The organism is Actinacidiphila sp. DG2A-62 (assembly GCF_035825295.1).
GTDB lineage: Bacteria > Actinomycetota > Actinomycetes > Streptomycetales > Streptomycetaceae > Actinacidiphila.
Map to the genome: position 1 here is coordinate 2697914 of NZ_JAYMGI010000002.1, position 15424 is coordinate 2713337.

At 72.0% G+C, this 15424-nt stretch carries 12 protein-coding genes; 3 read left to right on the forward strand and 9 right to left on the reverse strand.

Annotation, left to right across the window (positions count from 1 at the left end; genetic code table 11):
• Positions 1-45 precede the first annotated feature (45 nt).
• Entirely contained in the window at positions 46-882 is an 837-nt protein-coding gene (arsM, locus tag VSR01_RS12025) for an arsenite methyltransferase (protein WP_326449246.1), read from the forward strand.
• A gap of 165 nt (positions 883-1047) precedes the next feature.
• Here the strand turns inward: arsM and VSR01_RS12030 are convergent, their stop codons facing one another.
• Both VSR01_RS12030 and VSR01_RS12035 read right to left on the reverse strand, forming a co-directional pair.
• Entirely contained in the window at positions 1048-1590 is a 543-nt protein-coding gene (locus tag VSR01_RS12030; RefSeq protein ID WP_326449247.1) for a carboxymuconolactone decarboxylase family protein, read from the reverse strand.
• Between the two features lie 239 nt (positions 1591-1829).
• On the reverse strand, positions 1830-2231 hold the full coding sequence (locus tag VSR01_RS12035) for a winged helix-turn-helix transcriptional regulator (protein WP_326449248.1): 402 nt from the start codon (positions 2229-2231) through the stop codon (positions 1830-1832).
• A gap of 122 nt (positions 2232-2353) precedes the next feature.
• Here VSR01_RS12035 and VSR01_RS12040 point away from each other — a divergent pair, with 122 nt between their 5' ends.
• Positions 2354-3241 (forward strand): NmrA family NAD(P)-binding protein, encoded by an 888-nt coding sequence (locus VSR01_RS12040; protein WP_326449249.1) that lies wholly within the window; start codon positions 2354-2356, stop codon positions 3239-3241.
• A gap of 195 nt (positions 3242-3436) precedes the next feature.
• On the forward strand, positions 3437-4921 hold the full coding sequence (locus VSR01_RS12045) for a recombinase family protein (RefSeq protein WP_326449250.1): 1485 nt from the start codon (positions 3437-3439) through the stop codon (positions 4919-4921).
• A gap of 36 nt (positions 4922-4957) precedes the next feature.
• On the opposite strand, the gene VSR01_RS12050 is transcribed toward VSR01_RS12045, so the two are convergent.
• From VSR01_RS12050 to VSR01_RS12080, 7 genes are all read right to left on the reverse strand, one after another.
• A complete protein-coding gene (locus VSR01_RS12050) occupies positions 4958-6904 on the reverse strand; it encodes a TIGR03960 family B12-binding radical SAM protein (RefSeq protein WP_326449251.1) in 1947 nt (648 codons plus the stop codon).
• Between the two features lie 127 nt (positions 6905-7031).
• A complete protein-coding gene (locus VSR01_RS12055) occupies positions 7032-8744 on the reverse strand; it encodes a CYTH and CHAD domain-containing protein (protein WP_326449252.1) in 1713 nt (570 codons plus the stop codon).
• A 110-nt stretch (positions 8745-8854) separates the two neighbouring features.
• Entirely contained in the window at positions 8855-10051 is a 1197-nt protein-coding gene (gene rodA, locus VSR01_RS12060; protein WP_326449253.1) for a rod shape-determining protein RodA, read from the reverse strand.
• The gene (gene mrdA / locus VSR01_RS12065) at positions 10048-12288 is read right to left on the reverse strand and encodes a penicillin-binding protein 2 (protein ID WP_326449254.1); all 2241 of its coding nucleotides are present in this window, start codon (positions 12286-12288) and stop codon (positions 10048-10050) included. Before mrdA ends, rodA begins: the two co-directional genes overlap by 4 nt.
• A 22-nt stretch (positions 12289-12310) precedes the next feature.
• Positions 12311-13090, reverse strand: a complete 780-nt coding sequence (mreD, locus tag VSR01_RS12070) for a rod shape-determining protein MreD (RefSeq protein ID WP_326449255.1) — start codon at positions 13088-13090, stop codon at positions 12311-12313.
• Positions 13091-13095: 5 nt separating this feature from the next.
• Entirely contained in the window at positions 13096-14187 is a 1092-nt protein-coding gene (gene mreC / locus VSR01_RS12075) for a rod shape-determining protein MreC (RefSeq protein ID WP_326449256.1), read from the reverse strand.
• 118 nt (positions 14188-14305) lie between these two features.
• On the reverse strand, positions 14306-15328 hold the full coding sequence (locus VSR01_RS12080) for a rod shape-determining protein (RefSeq protein ID WP_326453607.1): 1023 nt from the start codon (positions 15326-15328) through the stop codon (positions 14306-14308).
• Between the last annotated feature and the right edge of the window lie 96 nt (positions 15329-15424).

A 15424-nucleotide genomic window follows, 5' to 3' on the forward strand; every position in this document is an offset into this window, starting at 1 on the left:
ACGTCTATCTTGACGTTCTTCGATACAGGACGCAAGGTTGCATTCATGAATATCGATACAGCCGGGCACGACCCGGCGGACCTACGGGAAGCCGTCCGCAGCAGGTACGCGGCGGCGGCGCTGAAGGCGGCCGCGGGCGGCGGAGGTTGCTGCGGGCCTGCGGACGACGACGGCTGCTGCGGAGGCGGTTCGGGCGCCGCCGGCACGGCCGGCACGGCCGGCGCGGATGCCGTGGACGCCGTGGACGAGACCTTCGGCGCCGCCCTCTACGCCGCCGACGAACGCGACGCGCTGCCCGCCGCGGCCGTCGCCGCCTCGCTGGGCTGCGGCAACCCCACCGCCGTCGCCGAACTGCGCGCGGGCGAGCGCGTCCTGGACCTCGGCTCGGGCGGCGGCATCGACGTCCTGCTGTCGGCGCGCCGGGTCGGCCCGACCGGCCGGGCGTACGGCCTGGACATGACCGACGAGATGCTCGCGCTCGCCCGGGAGAACCAGCGCAAGGCGGGGGCAGACAACGTCGAGTTCCTCAAAGGGACGATCGAGGCGATCCCGCTGCCCGCGGAGGCGGTCGACGTCGTCATCTCCAACTGCGTGATCAATCTGTCCACCGACAAGGCGGCGGTGTTCGCGGAGACGTACCGCGTCCTGGCGCCCGGCGGGCGCGTCGGCGTCTCCGACGTGGTGGCCGACGACGCGCTCACGCCCGAACAGCGCGCCGAGCGCGGCGCGTGGGCCGGCTGCATCGCCGGGGCGCTGTCGTTCACCGAGTACCGGGAGGCGCTGACGGCGGCGGGGTTCACGGGCGTCGAGATCACGGCCACGCATCCCGTGGCGGACGGGCTGCACGCGGCTGTCGTGCGGGCCGTCAAACCGGCCGGATAGACGGGGCGGAGCGGGCGCGCCCTCGGGTGGAGGCCGCCCGAGCGGGCGGGCGCTCCGGCGGGCCGCGCGGCCCGGGAGGGGTGGGCCGCGCGGCCGGCGAGCCGTCGTCGTGGAGGTGCGGGGAGGCCCAAGAGGCCCTGGAGGCTCCGGAGGCTCCGGAGGCGATCAGGTGAGCGTCGCGGCGTAGCCCTTGCCGAGGATGCCCTTGGCGGCGTGCTCGTAGTAGCCGGGCGACTCGGGCAGGTCGGTGTCCAGGCAGGTCACGTAGCGGTTGATCATGCAGAACGCCGCCGCGACCAGCACCGTGTCGTGGATCTCGGCGTCATCGGCGCCGGCCTCGCGCGCCGCGGCGACCACGTCGTCCGGGAGGACGGCCACCGGGCCCTGCACCTCCGCCGCGATCCGGATCAGCGCCCGCAGCCGCGGCGTGAGCGGCGCGGTCCAAGGGTCCACCAGCACCGCCTGGACGAGCTCCTTGCCGCCGTCGAGCTGCGCGGCGGCGAACGCGCTGTGCGAATTCGCGCAGAACGGCGTCTCGTTGCGCTCCGAGGTGTACGCGGCGATCAGCTCGCGCTCCCCCGGCGTGAGCGACAGCGGCCCGCGGAGCAGGGCGTCCGCCATCGTGTTGATCAACGCCCCGGTGTCGGGACGCTGCCGGATGAGTCCGGCGATGCCGGGCAGGTCGTTGTCGAGCTGGATGTGAGGCACGTGGAGGGTCCTTCCCCGTGAGGATGCGACAGCGTGCGGTCGCCCTCAGCCTGTGCCACCCGCCGCGCCCGGCGTTTCTCCCAGGTTGCCTGGCCCCCCGGTCCCGGGAATTCGGCGGAATCCGATCCCCGCCGGGCTGCGCGGCCGGGAGGACGGCGTCGCGCCGGTCACGCGTCGTGCAGAGGTCACGCGTCGCGCGCCGCGCGCGCGCCGTGCGGAGGGCCGGCGTCGTAAGGCGGTCACACGTCGTGCGGAGCACCGGCGTCGTAAGGCGGACGCGCGTCGTACGCCGCGCGGGACGCGTGGACGCGGGAGGCGTTGACCTTGGACCAGTCCGCGATCGCCGTGGTGAGCGCGCCGGCCTCGCGCCCCAGCGCGGTGAGGCGGTACTCGACGCGCGGCGGGATCGTCGGGTGGACGGTACGGCCGACCAGCCCGTCGCGCTCCAGATTGCGGAGCGCCTGCGTGAGGGACTTCTGCGTCACGCCCTCGACGTGGCGGCGCAGTTCGGTGAAGCGCAGCGGCCGCTCGTACCGCCGCAGCACGGCCAGGACGTAGAGCGTCCACTTGTTGGCCAGCACGCTGAGCACCGTACGCGACGGGCAGTCCTTCGCGTACGCGATCGGAGAGTCGGTATCCATACGGTACCTATATACCCGATCGGTGCCTTCTTCCTCTTCGATACCGCCGACGGGCAGGCTGGTTGCCGAGACGGCGCCCGGCGGCCTGGCCGGGCGCGCGCACCACCCGGAGGAAGACCGTCATGATCCTGGTCACCGGCGCGACCGGCACCATCGGCTCGGCGACCGTCGCGCGACTGGCCGCGCGCGGCGTGCCCACGCGGGCCCTGGTCCGCGACCCGTCACGCGCGCCCGGCGCAACCCCCGTACCCGCCGCACCCGGTGCACCCGCCGCACCCGATCGGCCCGGGACCGAGATCGCCGTCGGCGACTTCGACCGGCCGGAGACGCTCGACGCCGCCCTGCGCGGCATCGACACCGTCGTGCTCATCAGCCCCGCCGTGCCGGCCCAGGAGATCGCGGTCGTCGACAGCGCGGTACGCCAGGGCGTCCGGCACATCGTGAAGATCACCAACCACAAGGCCACGCCGGACTCGCCGGTCGACCGGCGGCGCGACCACGCCCGCGTCGAGGCGCACCTGCGGGCCAGCGGACTCGCGTACACCCTCCTCGCCCCGAACCTGCTGATGCAGAATCTCCTCTTCGCCGCGCCCTCAATCCGGCGGACGCGGAGCTTCACGATGTCCGCGGGCGACGGCCGGTTCGGCATGGTCGACGCGCACGACGTCGCCGCGTCGGCCGCGGCGGTCGCCGCCGCGCCCTCGCCCCACGCGGGCCGCGGCTACCTGCTGACCGGCCCGGAGCTGATCAGCTACGCCGATGTCGCCCGCGAACTGACCCGCGTCCTCGGCCACCCGGTCGCCTACCGCCGGCTCTCCCCCGCCGACCACCGCGCGGCGATGATCGAGGAGGGCGTCCCCGAGCCCGTGGCGACGTCCAACGCCCAGGTCTTCGACCTCATCGCCCACGGCGACGCGGCCTGGCTCTCCGCCGACGTCGAAGCCCTCACCGCCGAGCCGCCCCGGCCTCTCGCGGCCTTCCTCACCGCCCACGCGTCGGCGTTCGCGTGACCGCGGGGCGACCGAAAGCGCCGTCCACGAAGCCGCCGCCCGAGCCGCCGCCCCTCACTCAGGAGGAGGCGCCGCCCGGAGAAGCGGAGCCGACCACGGACAGCGGCAGCAGCTTGCGCCCGGTGGGTCCGACCTGGATGTGCGTGCCCGACTACAGACGGAGTGGACACGGACACAACCGGTAACCTGCCGGTCATGGCGACGACGATCAAGCGAGCAAGAGCAGCCGCGCGGGGCGCACACGACGTCGGGGTCGAATGGGCACCGGCGGACCTGGCCCTACTGGAGGAGTTGAAGAAGGCAGAGGCCCTGCTCCCCGAGGACGCCCCCCGAGCCCTGCTCTCGGTCCGCCTGTCCGTGTTCACCGACGACACGACGTCGCACGTTCGGCAGGAGCTCGATCTCCGCCTACACGCCAGAGAGAAGGGGTACCGGGTCGTCGGGGTCGCATCGGACCTGAACGTCTCCGCAACGAAGGTTCCGCCGTGGAAGCGCAAGAGTCTCGGCGAGTGGCTGAACGACCGAGCACCGGAGTTCGATGCTCTGCTTTTCTGGAAGCTGGACCGCCTCATCCGCAACATGTCTGACCTCTCGGTCATGATCCAGTGGGCGGAACGGTACGGGAAGAACCTCGTGTCGAAGAACGACCCGATCGACCTGTCCACGGCCCTCGGCACGTTTCTCGTCACGGTCATCGGTGGTATCGCGGAGATCGAGGCGCGCAACACGTCGACTCGTGTCAAGTCCCTGTGGGAGTACACCAAGGCTCAGGATGCGTGGCTCGTCGGCAAGCCCGCGTATGGCTACGTCACGGAAGAGGGAAGGGATGGGCGCCCCCGGCTGGCCGTCGACCCCGACGCGCGCACGGCCCTGCGCTGGGCTCGGCGCATGGCTCTGCGCGGTCGGTCGGCTCGCTTCATGGTCAGGTGCATGATTCGTTCGGGACTCATGGGCGAGGGGCTTACGACGACGACTCTCCTCCGCCGTCTCCGCAACCCCGCCACGCTCGGCTACCGCACCGAGGAGCACAAGAACGGAGGAGTGCGCCGCTCTCGGTTGGTGCTCGACAGGCGGGGCAAGCCGATACCGGTCGCTCCGCAGATCTTCACCCAGGAGGAGTTCGACTCTCTTCAGGCGGTGCTCGACGCCCGGTCGAGGAAACAGCCGACGCGGCGGCCGGGAGGGGCGACCCGCTTCCTGGGAGTCATCGTGTGCGCGGACTGCAAAGGGCACATGCTGGTCAAGAAGACCTCGAACAAGGGGCGCTCGTACTCCTACATGCGGTGCACCGCATGTAGGAGCGGAGGGCTCGGCATCCCAGCCCCCGATGCCCTCTACCTCGCTGTCTCGCAACGTCTTCTGAAGGCACTCGGCAGCTTCCCCGTGCAGGTACGCGAGTACACCGGGGCGTCGCGGGCGCGGTCGGATGCCGTCGACCCTGCGACCCTTCAGGACAGATGGGAGAACGTCCACAACGGCGAGACGTGGCGCGAGCGCTGGGAGTCGGGAGGGCTCCAAGCGCTGGAGGAGGACACCCGTCGAGTCGGCATCAAGTGCGAGGTGACCCGCACGAAGGTGGAGGGGCAGCGTGCCCCGGACGTGAGCCTTCGAATCCTCCTCCCCAAGGATGCGCGAGACCGGCTCGTCATCAAGCAGGACGCGTTCACCACAGGTCTGTGAGGCTCTGGCGCCGAGGCAGCGGCCTCTCTGGCCGGCTTACTTCCCTTCCCTGCCGGTGTTGATGGGGGTGAGCGGGAGCAGACTCTTGCCGGCCGTGGGGCTCAGTTGCGGCCATGTGTCGAACTGCGGGCAGACCCCACAGTCGAAGCACGGCGTCCAGCGGCAGTCGTCCACCTCGGTCTCGTCGAGGGCGTCCTGCCAGTCGTCCCAGAGCCAGTCCTTGTCCAGGCCGGAGTCGAGGTGGTCCCAGGGCAGGACCTCCTCGACCGTGCGCTCGCGGGTGGTGTACCAGGCGAGGTCGACGCCCTGGGCGGGCAGCACGCGCTCGCACTGGGTGATCCAGCGGTCGTAGGAGAAGTGCTCGCGCCAGCCGTCGAACCGGCCGCCGTCCTCGTAGACCGCGCGGATCACCGCGCCGACCCTGCGGTCGCCGCGGGAGAGCAGGCCCTCGATGATGCCGGGCTTGCCGTCGTGGTAGCGGAAGCCGATGTTGCGGGCGTACTTGCGGTCGCCGCGGATCGCGTCGCGCAGCTTCTCCAGCCGCGCGTCGGTCTCCTCGACGCCCAGCTGCGGCGCCCACTGGAACGGCGTGTGCGGCTTGGGCACGAACCCGCCGATGGAGACCGTGCAGCGGATGTCGTTCTGGCCGGTGACCTCGCGGCCCTTGGCGATGACGCGCTTGGCCATCTCGGCGATCTGCAGCACGTCCTCGTCGGTCTCGGTGGGCAGGCCGCACATGAAGTACAGCTTCACCTGCCGCCAGCCGTTGCCGTAGGCGGTGGCGACGGTACGGATCAGGTCCTCTTCGGAGACCATCTTGTTGATGACCTTGCGGATGCGCTCGGAGCCGCCCTCGGGGGCGAAGGTCAGGCCGGAGCGGCGGCCGTTGCGGGTCAGCTCGTCGGCCAGGTCGATGTTGAACGCGTCCACGCGGGTGGACGGCAGCGACAGGCCGATCTTGTCGTCCTCGTAGCGGTCGGCGAGGCCCTTGGCGATGTCGGCGATCTCGCTGTGGTCGGCCGAGGACAGCGACAGCAGGCCGACCTCCTCGAAGCCGGTGGCCTTCAGGCCCTTGTCGACCATCTCGCCGATGCCGGTGATGGAGCGCTCGCGAACCGGGCGGGTGATCATGCCGGCCTGGCAGAACCGGCAGCCGCGGGTGCAGCCGCGGAAGATCTCCACCGACATCCGCTCGTGCACGGTCTCGGCGAGCGGGACCAGCGGCTGCTTGGGGTACGGCCACTCGTCGAGGTCCATGACGGTGTGCTTGGACACCCGCCAGGGCACGCCGGAGCGGTTGGGCACCACGCGCGCGATCCGGCCGTCGGGGAGGTACTCCACGTCGTAGAAGCGCGGCACGTACACCCCGCCGGTGCGCGCCAGGCGCAGCAGCACCTCGTCCCGGCCGCCGGGGCGGCCCTCGGCCTTCCAGGCGCGGACGACCTCGGTGATCTCCAGGACGGCCTGCTCGCCGTCGCCGATCACCGCGGCGTCGATGAACTCGGCGATCGGCTCGGGGTTGAACGCGGCGTGGCCGCCGGCCAGCACGATCGGGTCGTCCAGGGTGCGGTCGGCGGCGGACAGCGGGATGCCGGCCAGGTCGAGCGCGGCGAGCATGTTGGTGTAGCCCAGTTCGGTGGAGAAGCTGAGGCCGAACAGGTCGAAGGCGCGGACCGGGCGGTGGCTGTCCACGGTGAACTGCGGCACGCCGTGTTCGCGCATCAGCGCTTCGAGGTCCGGCCAGACGCTGTAGGTGCGCTCGGCGAGGACGCCCTCGCGTTCGTTGAGCACCTCGTAGAGGATCATGACGCCCTGGTTGGGCAGGCCCACCTCGTACGCGTCGGGGTACATCAGCGCCCATCGCACGTCGGCGCCGTCCCAGTCCTTGACGGTGGAGTTCAGCTCACCGCCGACGTACTGGATGGGCTTCTGGACATGCGGGAGAAGTGCTTCCAGGCGGGGGAAGACCGTCTCGACAGGCATCTCGGGGACTCTCATCAACGGGTGCGAGGGAAGGTGACCCTCAAGGGTACCCGAGCCGCCGCGGAGCCCGGGGCGGCGGCGGGGGCGGGCGGCTCGGGGGCGGCAGGGGGCGGCGGGCGCGTCCGGCTCAGGGCGCCTGGCGCGCGGCTTGCCAGACCTCGGGCAGGCGGGCCTCGGCGTCGGCCGCGAGCGCGCGTTCGCGGCGGATGATCGCGTCGTACGGCGCCGGGTCCTCCCCCGCCGCGACGGCGGCGGCGCGCAGGGCGGCGACGGCGGTGCGGCACATCACGCTGTCCTGGTGCTCGCCGAGGAGTTGCTGCACCTGCTTCATCCGGGTGGTGTGGGCGGCGGCTTCGGCGCCGAGCACGGCCTCGGCGGCCTCGGCGGAGTACCGCGCGCGCTTGGCCTCCTTGCGGGCTTCGTGCAGCGCGGTGTCGCGCGCGTCGCCCGGGTCCGTCGCGAGGGCTTCCTCGACGCCGAGCCGCAGCCGCGCGTGGTCGCGCCGCAGGACGGCCGCGGCGGCGGGCGCGGCGGGTGCCGCGGCGGCGCGCAGGTAGGGCGGGGCGGCGAGCAGCGCCTGGAAGGCGTCGAGCAGGGCGAAGTAGCGGGCGCCGGCCATCTCGGGCGGTGCGCCGGCGGTGGCGCTCGCGTTCGCGTTCGCGCGAGGCGTGCGGGCGGGGGCCGTACGGTCCGGCGTCGCGTACGTGCCGATACGGCGGCGGGCGGCGTCGGCGGCAGCGGCCGTGAGCGGCGAGGACTGTGAGTCGGATTCGGCGTGGGGTCCGGCGTGGGGTCCGGCGTGGGGTCCGGCGTCGGATGCGGCGTGCAGTTCGGCGTCGAGTTCGGCGAGCCTGCGGTGCAGGCGCTCGGCGAGGACCTCGCGGTCGCGTTCGCCGCCGAGCGCGGCGGCGCACCACTTCAGCTCGGCGCCCAGCGGGTTCGTGGCGGTGCGGTCCAGTTCCCGGCGGAAGCTCTTGAGCGCGCTGCGGGCGCGGCGGGTGGCGACGCGCATGCGGTGCACCGCGTCCTCCTCGGCGCGGCGCACCGCGGGGTCGAGGGCGAGCAGCGCGGCGTACTGGGCGTGCAGGTACGCGAGCGCGACGTCGCCGGCGGTCCGCAGGGCGCGCGGCGGGCGCGGGGCCGGGGTGACGCGGTCGCCGAGGGCGCGGGCGAGTTTGGAGCGGGACGCGGAGGGGCGGGCGCCGGCGGCGAGCAGGCGTTCCTCGATCGCGTCGAGCAACGCGGGGTCGCCGCGGCCGAGTTCGACCTCGATCTCGGCCCAGCGCTGGGCGCCGGGGTCAGCGGTGACCTCGTCGTAGGCGATCTCGGCGAGGGCGCCCGCTCCGGCGCCGGCGTCGATATCGGCGGCGATGTCGGCGCTGCTGCCGGCGCTGGCGCTCGCGTCGAGGAGGAGGACCCGGCGGCGGGTGGTGCGCAGGCGGACGACGGGGGTCAGGGGGCGGCCCCTGATCAGCGCGGCGACCTCCGCGCGGAGTTCGGCGGGCGGGGCGTCGGGGTCGCCGGCCCCGTCCGCTTCCGCGTCCCCGAGCGGGGCGTGCACCTCGGTGCGGGCGTCGGCGGTCGCGGTGGGGAGCTTCAGGTGCCAGCCGGCGTCGTCTCCGCCGGTCCGGCGGCGCAGGGTGACGCGGTGGGCGGCGAGGTCCAGCGCGGGCGTGTCGTAGTACACGGCGTCCAGCCGGACGGGGGCTTCCTCGCGGGTGTCCGCGACGCCGGCCAGATCCAGCCGCTCGTACGTCGCGTCGGCGTCCGCGACATCCGCGACATCCGCGGCGTCCGCGATGTCGTACTTCCGTTCCGTCTCCGTGAACCTGCGGCCCATGCTCGACCGTAACACCTCCCCCTCCCCCTGACGCCGGGCGTGACCTGCTCAGGGGCGCGGGGAACCGCGCGAGCGACCGCGGCGCGGGGCCGGTTGCCGCGCGGGAGGCGTCACGCCGACATGGGCCGCTGCATCTTCACCGACTGCAGCAGCCCTATGGCGATGCAGTTCGCGAACATGGAGGACCCTCCGTAGGAGACGAAGGGCAAGGGGATGCCGGTGACCGGCATGATGCCGAGGGTCATGCCGATGTTCTCGAAGGACTGGAACGCGAACCACGCCACCACCCCGGCGGCGACGATCGTGCCGTAGAGGTCCGTCGCGTTGCGCGCGATCGCGCAGCCGCGCCAGAGGATGACGCCGATCAGCGCGATGATGAACACCGCGCCGACGAAGCCGAGTTCCTCGCCGGCCACGGAGAACACGAAGTCCGTCTGCTGCTCGGGCACGAACTGCCCGGTGGTCTGGCTGCCGTGGAACAGTCCCTTGCCGAGCAGCCCGCCGGAGCCGATCGCGATCCGCGCCTGGCTGGTGTTGTAGCCGACGCCCGAGGGGTCCAGCGCCGGGTTGGCGAACGCGGCGAACCGGTCGATCTGGTACTTGTCGAGGATGCCGAGCTGCCAGACCAGCAGCGACCCGACGATGCCCGCGCCGATGAGGCCGAACACCCAGCGGTTGGACGCGCCGGAGGCGAGCAGCACGCCGAGGATGATGACGGCGAGCACCATCACCGAGCCGAGGTCCGGCATCATCAGGATGATCACCACCGGCACCGCGGCCAGGCCCAGCGCCTGGAGCACCGTGCGGTGGTCGGGGTGCGCCTTGTCGCCCGCGTCGACCCGCGCCGAGAGCACCATCGCCATGCCGATGATCAGCGAGACCTTCACGAACTCCGAGGGCTGCAGGGAGAAGCCGCCGCCGATGACGATCCAGGAGTGGGCGCCGTTGACGGTGGAGCCCAGCGGGCTGAGCACGGCGAGCAGGCCCAGCAGCGAGAGCCCGTAGAGGAACGGCACGATGCTGCGCATCCGCCGGTGCCCTATGGCGACCGCGCCGGCGCCCAGGCCCAGGCCGATGCCGGCGTTCATCAGGTGCCGGATCAGGAAGTAGTACTGGTCGCCGTGGGTGAGGCTGGTGCGGTTGCGGGTCGCGGAGTAGACCAGCAGCGTGCCGATGCCGCACAGCACCAGGGACGCGAACAGCAGCAGCCAGTCCATCCGGCGCACCAGGGAGTCGCGCGCGAACAGCTTGCCGAGCGCGGACTTCTCCGGCGAGAACCGGCGGACGGAGTAGGTGTGCGCGCTCATGCCGTGTACTTCCTGCCGTACAGCAGCTTCTCGGTGCGGGTCGGGGTGAGCGCGGCGAGGGCCGGCCCGGCGTCGCCCGCGGTGTGCTGCGGGGCGTCGGGCAGCAGCACCAGCGGCGGGGCGGGCAGGGCGGCGGAGGCGTGTTCGACGACGCCGTCGCCGGAGATCTTCGGCAGCGAGGTGACCGGCTTGGGCATCAGGCCCTTGCTCGGGTCGATCTCGCCGGTGTCCTTCTTGATGCCGTACATCGCCTCGTAGATGCGGCGCACGGCCTCGCCGGAGCCGCCGGAGCCGGTGCCGCCCTGGGAGATCGTCATGACGATCGTGTAGTCCTTGGTGTAGGTGTCGAACCAGGACGTGGTCTGCTTGCCGGCGACCTCGGCGGTGCCGGTCTTGGCGTGCAGCGGGATCTTGTCCTGCGGCCAGCCGCCGAACTTCCAGTCGGCGGTGCCCTCGGTGACCACGCCGGCCAGCGCCTTGTCGATGTACTTCAGGGTGGACTTGCTGTCCGGGAGCTTGCCCGACACCTTCGGCTTGATGGGGGTGACGGTCTTGCCGTCGGCGCTTATCACGGCCTTGCCGATGCTGGGCTGGTAGAGGGTGCCGCCGTTGGCCAGCGCGGCGTAGATGCGGGCCATCTGGACGGGGGTGACCAGGGTGTCGCCCTGGCCGATGGCGTAGTTGACCGAGTCACCGGCGCGGACGACGTAGCCGTCGGGGCAGTTCTCGACGGCGATCTGGACGTCGAGGCTGGGGTCCTTGTCGTTCTTGTGGGCCTTGGCGGTACGGCACCAGTAGTCCTTCATCTGGTCGTAGTACTCGCGCTTCCACTTGCGGTCCGGGACCCGGCCGGTGACCTCGCCGGGCAGGTCGATGCCGGTCTTGGCGCCGAGGCCGAACTGGTGGGCGGTCTTGAAGAACCAGTCCTTGGGGTGCTTGGGGTCGGTGCCGCCGTCCTTCTTCCACTGGTCGTAGGCGATGCCGTAGAAGACGGTGTCGCAGGAGACCTCCAGGGCCCGGCCGAGCGAGATGTCGCCGAAGCTCTCGTTCTCGAAGTTCTTGAAGACGCGGTTGCCGATGGTCATCGAGGAGGTGCAGGGGTAGCCGCCGTCCTCGGGGTAGCCGGCGTTGATCGCGGCCGAGGTGGAGATCACCTTGAAGGTGGAGCCGGGCGCGGACTGGCCCTGGATGGCCCGGTTGAGCAGCGGGTAGTCCGACTTGGTGTCGGTGAGCGCCGCGTAGTCCTTGGCGGAGATGCCGCCGACCCACTCGTTGGGGTCGTAGGTGGGCAGGCTCGCCATGGCGATGATCTGACCGGTGTGGTTGTCCATCACGACCGCGGCGCCGGAGTCGGCCTTGTAGTTCTCGCCGCTGACGGTGTCGAAGGTCTTGCGGGCGGCCACCATCGCGTCGTTCAGCTCTTTCTCGGTCACCGCCTGGACGCGGGCGTCGATGCTGGTGACGAGGTTGCTGCCGGGCTGCGCGGGGGTGTCGCCGGCGGAGCCGATGACCCGGCCGAGGTTGTCGACCTGGTAGCGGGTGACACCGGCCTTGCCGCGCAGTTGCCGGTCGTAGACGCTCTCCAGGCCGGAGCGGCCGATCTGGTCGGCGCGCAGCAGCGGGGTGTCGGTCTTCTCCGACGCGGCGACCTCCTCGTCGGTGACCGGGCCGAGGTAGCCGAGGACCTGCGCGGTATTGGACTTGTCGGGGCCGGGGTAGCGGCGGACCGCGGTGGGTTCGGCGGTGATGCCGGGGAAGTCCTCGCGGCGCTCCATGATCTGCAGCGCCTGCTGGGTGGTGGCGGCGTCGGTGATCGGGATGGGCTGGTACGGGGAACCGTTCCAGCACGGCTTGGGGGTCTTGGCGTCGCACAGCCGGACCTTGTCCAGCACGTCCTGCGGCTTCATGCCGAGCACGCCGGCCAGCCGGGTGAGCACGGCCTTGCCGTCGTCGGCCTGCTTGAGCAGGTCGGTGCGGCTGGCCGAGACCACCAGGCGGGTCTCGTTGTCGGCGAGCGGCACGCCGTGGTCGTCGAAGATCGCGCCGCGCACGGCGGGGGTGACGACCTGCTGGATGTGGTTGCTCGCGGCCTTCTCGTCGTACTCCTGGCCGTTGCGGATCTGGAGGTACCACAGCCGGCCGCCGAGGGTGAGCAGCAGCGAGACGACCAGGACCTGGAGGATGACCAGCCGGATGGTGACGCGGGTGGTGCGCCCGGTCTCCGGGATGTTGCTCACCGTCGTGCTCCCTTGGGCATCGTCACCGGCTTGGCCGACCGGCCGAACATGCCGCGCGGCGCGGCGACCCCGTCGGAGCCGCGCAGCCGGCCCCGCTCCGGCCGGCGCCGGCGGTCCGGCCGAACCGGCCCGCCCGTCCGAGCCGTCCGACGCCCACGGGTCCGCCGCCCAGGCGTCCCCCGCCCAGCCGTCCGCTGCCGAGCCGGCTGCCGCCGCTCCTGCCGCCGAAGCGCCCGCCCCGGCCGCCGCGTCCGCCCCGGCTGCCGCCGAAGCCGCCGGCGGCGTCCTCGGCGAGCGGGTCGTGGTCGAACCTGCGGGCCAGCGCCATCACCAGCGGCACCACGAAGGGCGCGAGCAGCAGGTCGTAGAGCGCGGCGGTGAAGACCAGCTTGGCCAGGCCCACATGGGCGCCGGCGGTGTCGCCGACCAGGCTGCCGACGCCGGCGTAGAGCAGGGTGGTGCCGATCGCGGCGCCGATGACGACCATCATCGGTCCGGCGGCGGTGCGCAGTTGGCCGCTCTCGGGCTTGGCGAGGCCGGCCGCGTAGCCGATCACGCAGAGCACCAGGGCGTAGCGGCCCACGGCGTGGTCGGCCGGCGGGGCGATGTCGGCGAGCAGTCCGGCGAAGAAGCCGACCAGGCTGCCGCCGACGTGGCCGTAGGCGATGGCCAGGCCGAGCACGGTGAGCAGCAGCAGGTCGGGCACCGCGCCGGGCAGGTGCAGCCGGGCCAGCACGCTGACCTGGACGACCATGGCGATGACCACCAGGACGGTGGACAGGACGATTCGGTTGAGGCGCATGGGTTTCAGTCCCCGCTGCTGTTCGTCGGGGTGGGTTCGAGGCCGGGGGTGGTCCCCTGCCCGGCGGCGTCCGGTTGCTCGCCGTCCTGCTGGGTGCCGGGCTGGTTGCCGCCGGTCGCTGAGGTGTCGCCGGTCGCTGAGGTGTCGCCGGTCGGCGTGGCGCCGCCGCTGGGCGTGGCGCCGCCGCTGGGCGTGGCGCCGCCGGTCGGCTTGGGCTTGGCCGGCGGCGGGGTGGTCGGCCGCGGCGGCAGGACGCTGTCGCGCGGGTCGGTGCGCGGCCCGACCACGACGACGCCCACCACGTCCAGCCGGGTGAAGCCGACGAACGGCTGCACCTGCACGGTCTTGGTGAGGTTGCCCGCGGACGGCTGGATGCCGATCACCTTGCCGACCGGCACGCCGGGCACGAACGGCTTGTCCGCCTCGGAGCCGAAGGTGACCAGGCGGTCGCCCTTGTGCACGTCGGCCTTGCCGTTGAGCAGCTGGACCTGCATCGGCCGGTTGCCCTGGCCGGTGGCGAAGCCCAGCTCCATGGACTTCTCCAGCCGGGTGCCGACGGTGAAGTCGGGGTCGTTGGCCAGCAGCACGGTGGAGGTGGCGGGACCGACGGTGGTGACGCGGCCGACCAGGCCGTCGCCGTTGATGACCGTCATGTCGCGGCTGATGCCGTCGTGGCTGCCCGCGTCGATGGTGACGGTCCAGGAGAAGCCCTGGGCCGCTCCTATGGCGATGACCTGCGCGGCCTTGATGGTGTACTGCCCGGCGCCGGCGGTCTTCAGCAGCTTGTCCAGCTCCTGGGCCCGGTTGCGGGTGACGTCCTTGCTGCCGAGCTGCTGCTTGAGCGCCTCGTTCTCCCGCTGGAGCCGGGTGATGGTGCTGCTGCGGTCGCCGGAGTCGCGTACCGCGTCTATGGCGTTGCCGACCGGGTCGACCGCGCCGGCCACCGAGTTCTCCACCGGGCCGAAGACGGACTGCGCCGCTTGCCGGGGACGGTCCATCGGCGAGTTCTCCCCGCCGCGGATGTCCACGGTGATCAGCGCGAACGCCACCACCACCAGCAGCACCAGCAGAAGCCGGCTCTCCTTTGTGTCCCTCACGGGCGCCAGTCCGTGCCTTCCTGTCGGACCCGCCGCCGCTGAGGGCCGCGGCCGGTCGGAGCTACTGTGCGGGGTGCTGCGGGGTGTCGCGGGGCGTCGCCGGCGGCTGCCGGTGCGGTCATCTGCGGGGCGCGGCGTCGAGGACCTGCTGCAGCGCCTCGAACTCCTCGACGCACTTGCCGGCGCCGAGGGCGACGCAGTCCAGCGGCGTCTCCGCGATGTGGATGGGCATGCCCGTCTCGTCCTTGAGCCGCTCGTCCAGGCCGCGCAGCAGCGCGCCGCCGCCGGCCAGGACGATGCCGCGGTCCATGATGTCGCCGGACAGCTCGGGCGGGCACTTGTCGAGCGTGGTCTTCACCGCGTCCACGATCGCGTTGACGGGCTCCTCGATGGCCTTGCGGACCTCGCCCGCGGAGATCACCACGGTCTTGGGCAGTCCGCTGACCAGGTCGCGGCCGCGGATCTCGGTGTGCTCGTCGTCGCCCTTGGAGGCGAACGCCGAGCCGATGGTCAGCTTGATCTGCTCGGCGGTGCGCTCGCCGAGCAGCAGGCTGTACTCCTTCTTGACGTGCTGGATGATCGCGTTGTCCAGCTCGTCGCCGGCCACCCGGATGGACTGCGCGGTGACAATGCCGCCGAGGCTGATGACGGCGACCTCGGTGGTGCCGCCGCCGATGTCGACCACCATGTTGCCGGTGGCCTCGTGCACCGGGAGCCCGGCGCCGATCGCGGCGGCCATCGGCTCCTCGATGATGTGCACGGTGCGCGCGCCGGCCTGCGTCGCGGCCTCGATGACCGCGCGGCGCTCCACGCCGGTGATGCCCGAGGGCACGCAGATCACCACACGCGGGCGGACCATGTAGCGGCGGCGGTGGATCTTGAGGATGAAGTACCGCAGCATCCGCTCGGTGATCTCGAAGTCGGCGATGACGCCGTCCTTCAGCGGACGCACCGCGACGATGTTGCCGGGGGTGCGGCCGATCATCTTCTTGGCCTCGGCGCCGACCGCGAGAATGCCGCCGGTGTTGGTGTTGACCGCCACGACCGACGGCTCGTTCAGTACGATCCCGCGGCCCCTGACGTACACCAGCGTGTTGGCGGTCCCGAGGTCGACAGCCATGTCACGGCCGATGAACGACATGTTGTTAGCCATGGGGATACGTCTGGCCTTCCCGAGCGTGAGCGGAGGTTCCATCGTAGTCGCGCCCGGACGGACGCGGTGTCGGGGTTCCGACGC

Coding starts and splice junctions, on each gene's coding strand:
- arsM (WP_326449246.1), top strand. CDS start 46: ATGAATATCGATACAGCCGGGCACGACCCGGCGGACCTACGGGAAGCC.
- VSR01_RS12035 (WP_326449248.1), bottom strand. CDS start 2,231: ATGGATACCGACTCTCCGATCGCGTACGCGAAGGACTGCCCGTCGCGT.
- VSR01_RS12040 (WP_326449249.1), top strand. CDS start 2,354: ATGATCCTGGTCACCGGCGCGACCGGCACCATCGGCTCGGCGACCGTC.
- VSR01_RS12045 (WP_326449250.1), top strand. CDS start 3,437: ATGGCGACGACGATCAAGCGAGCAAGAGCAGCCGCGCGGGGCGCACAC.
- VSR01_RS12050 (WP_326449251.1), bottom strand. CDS start 6,904: ATGCCTGTCGAGACGGTCTTCCCCCGCCTGGAAGCACTTCTCCCGCAT.
- VSR01_RS12055 (WP_326449252.1), bottom strand. CDS start 8,744: ATGGGCCGCAGGTTCACGGAGACGGAACGGAAGTACGACATCGCGGAC.
- rodA (WP_326449253.1), bottom strand. CDS start 10,051: ATGAGCGCGCACACCTACTCCGTCCGCCGGTTCTCGCCGGAGAAGTCC.
- mreD (WP_326449255.1), bottom strand. CDS start 13,090: ATGCGCCTCAACCGAATCGTCCTGTCCACCGTCCTGGTGGTCATCGCC.
- VSR01_RS12080 (WP_326453607.1), bottom strand. CDS start 15,328: ATGTCGTTCATCGGCCGTGACATGGCTGTCGACCTCGGGACCGCCAAC.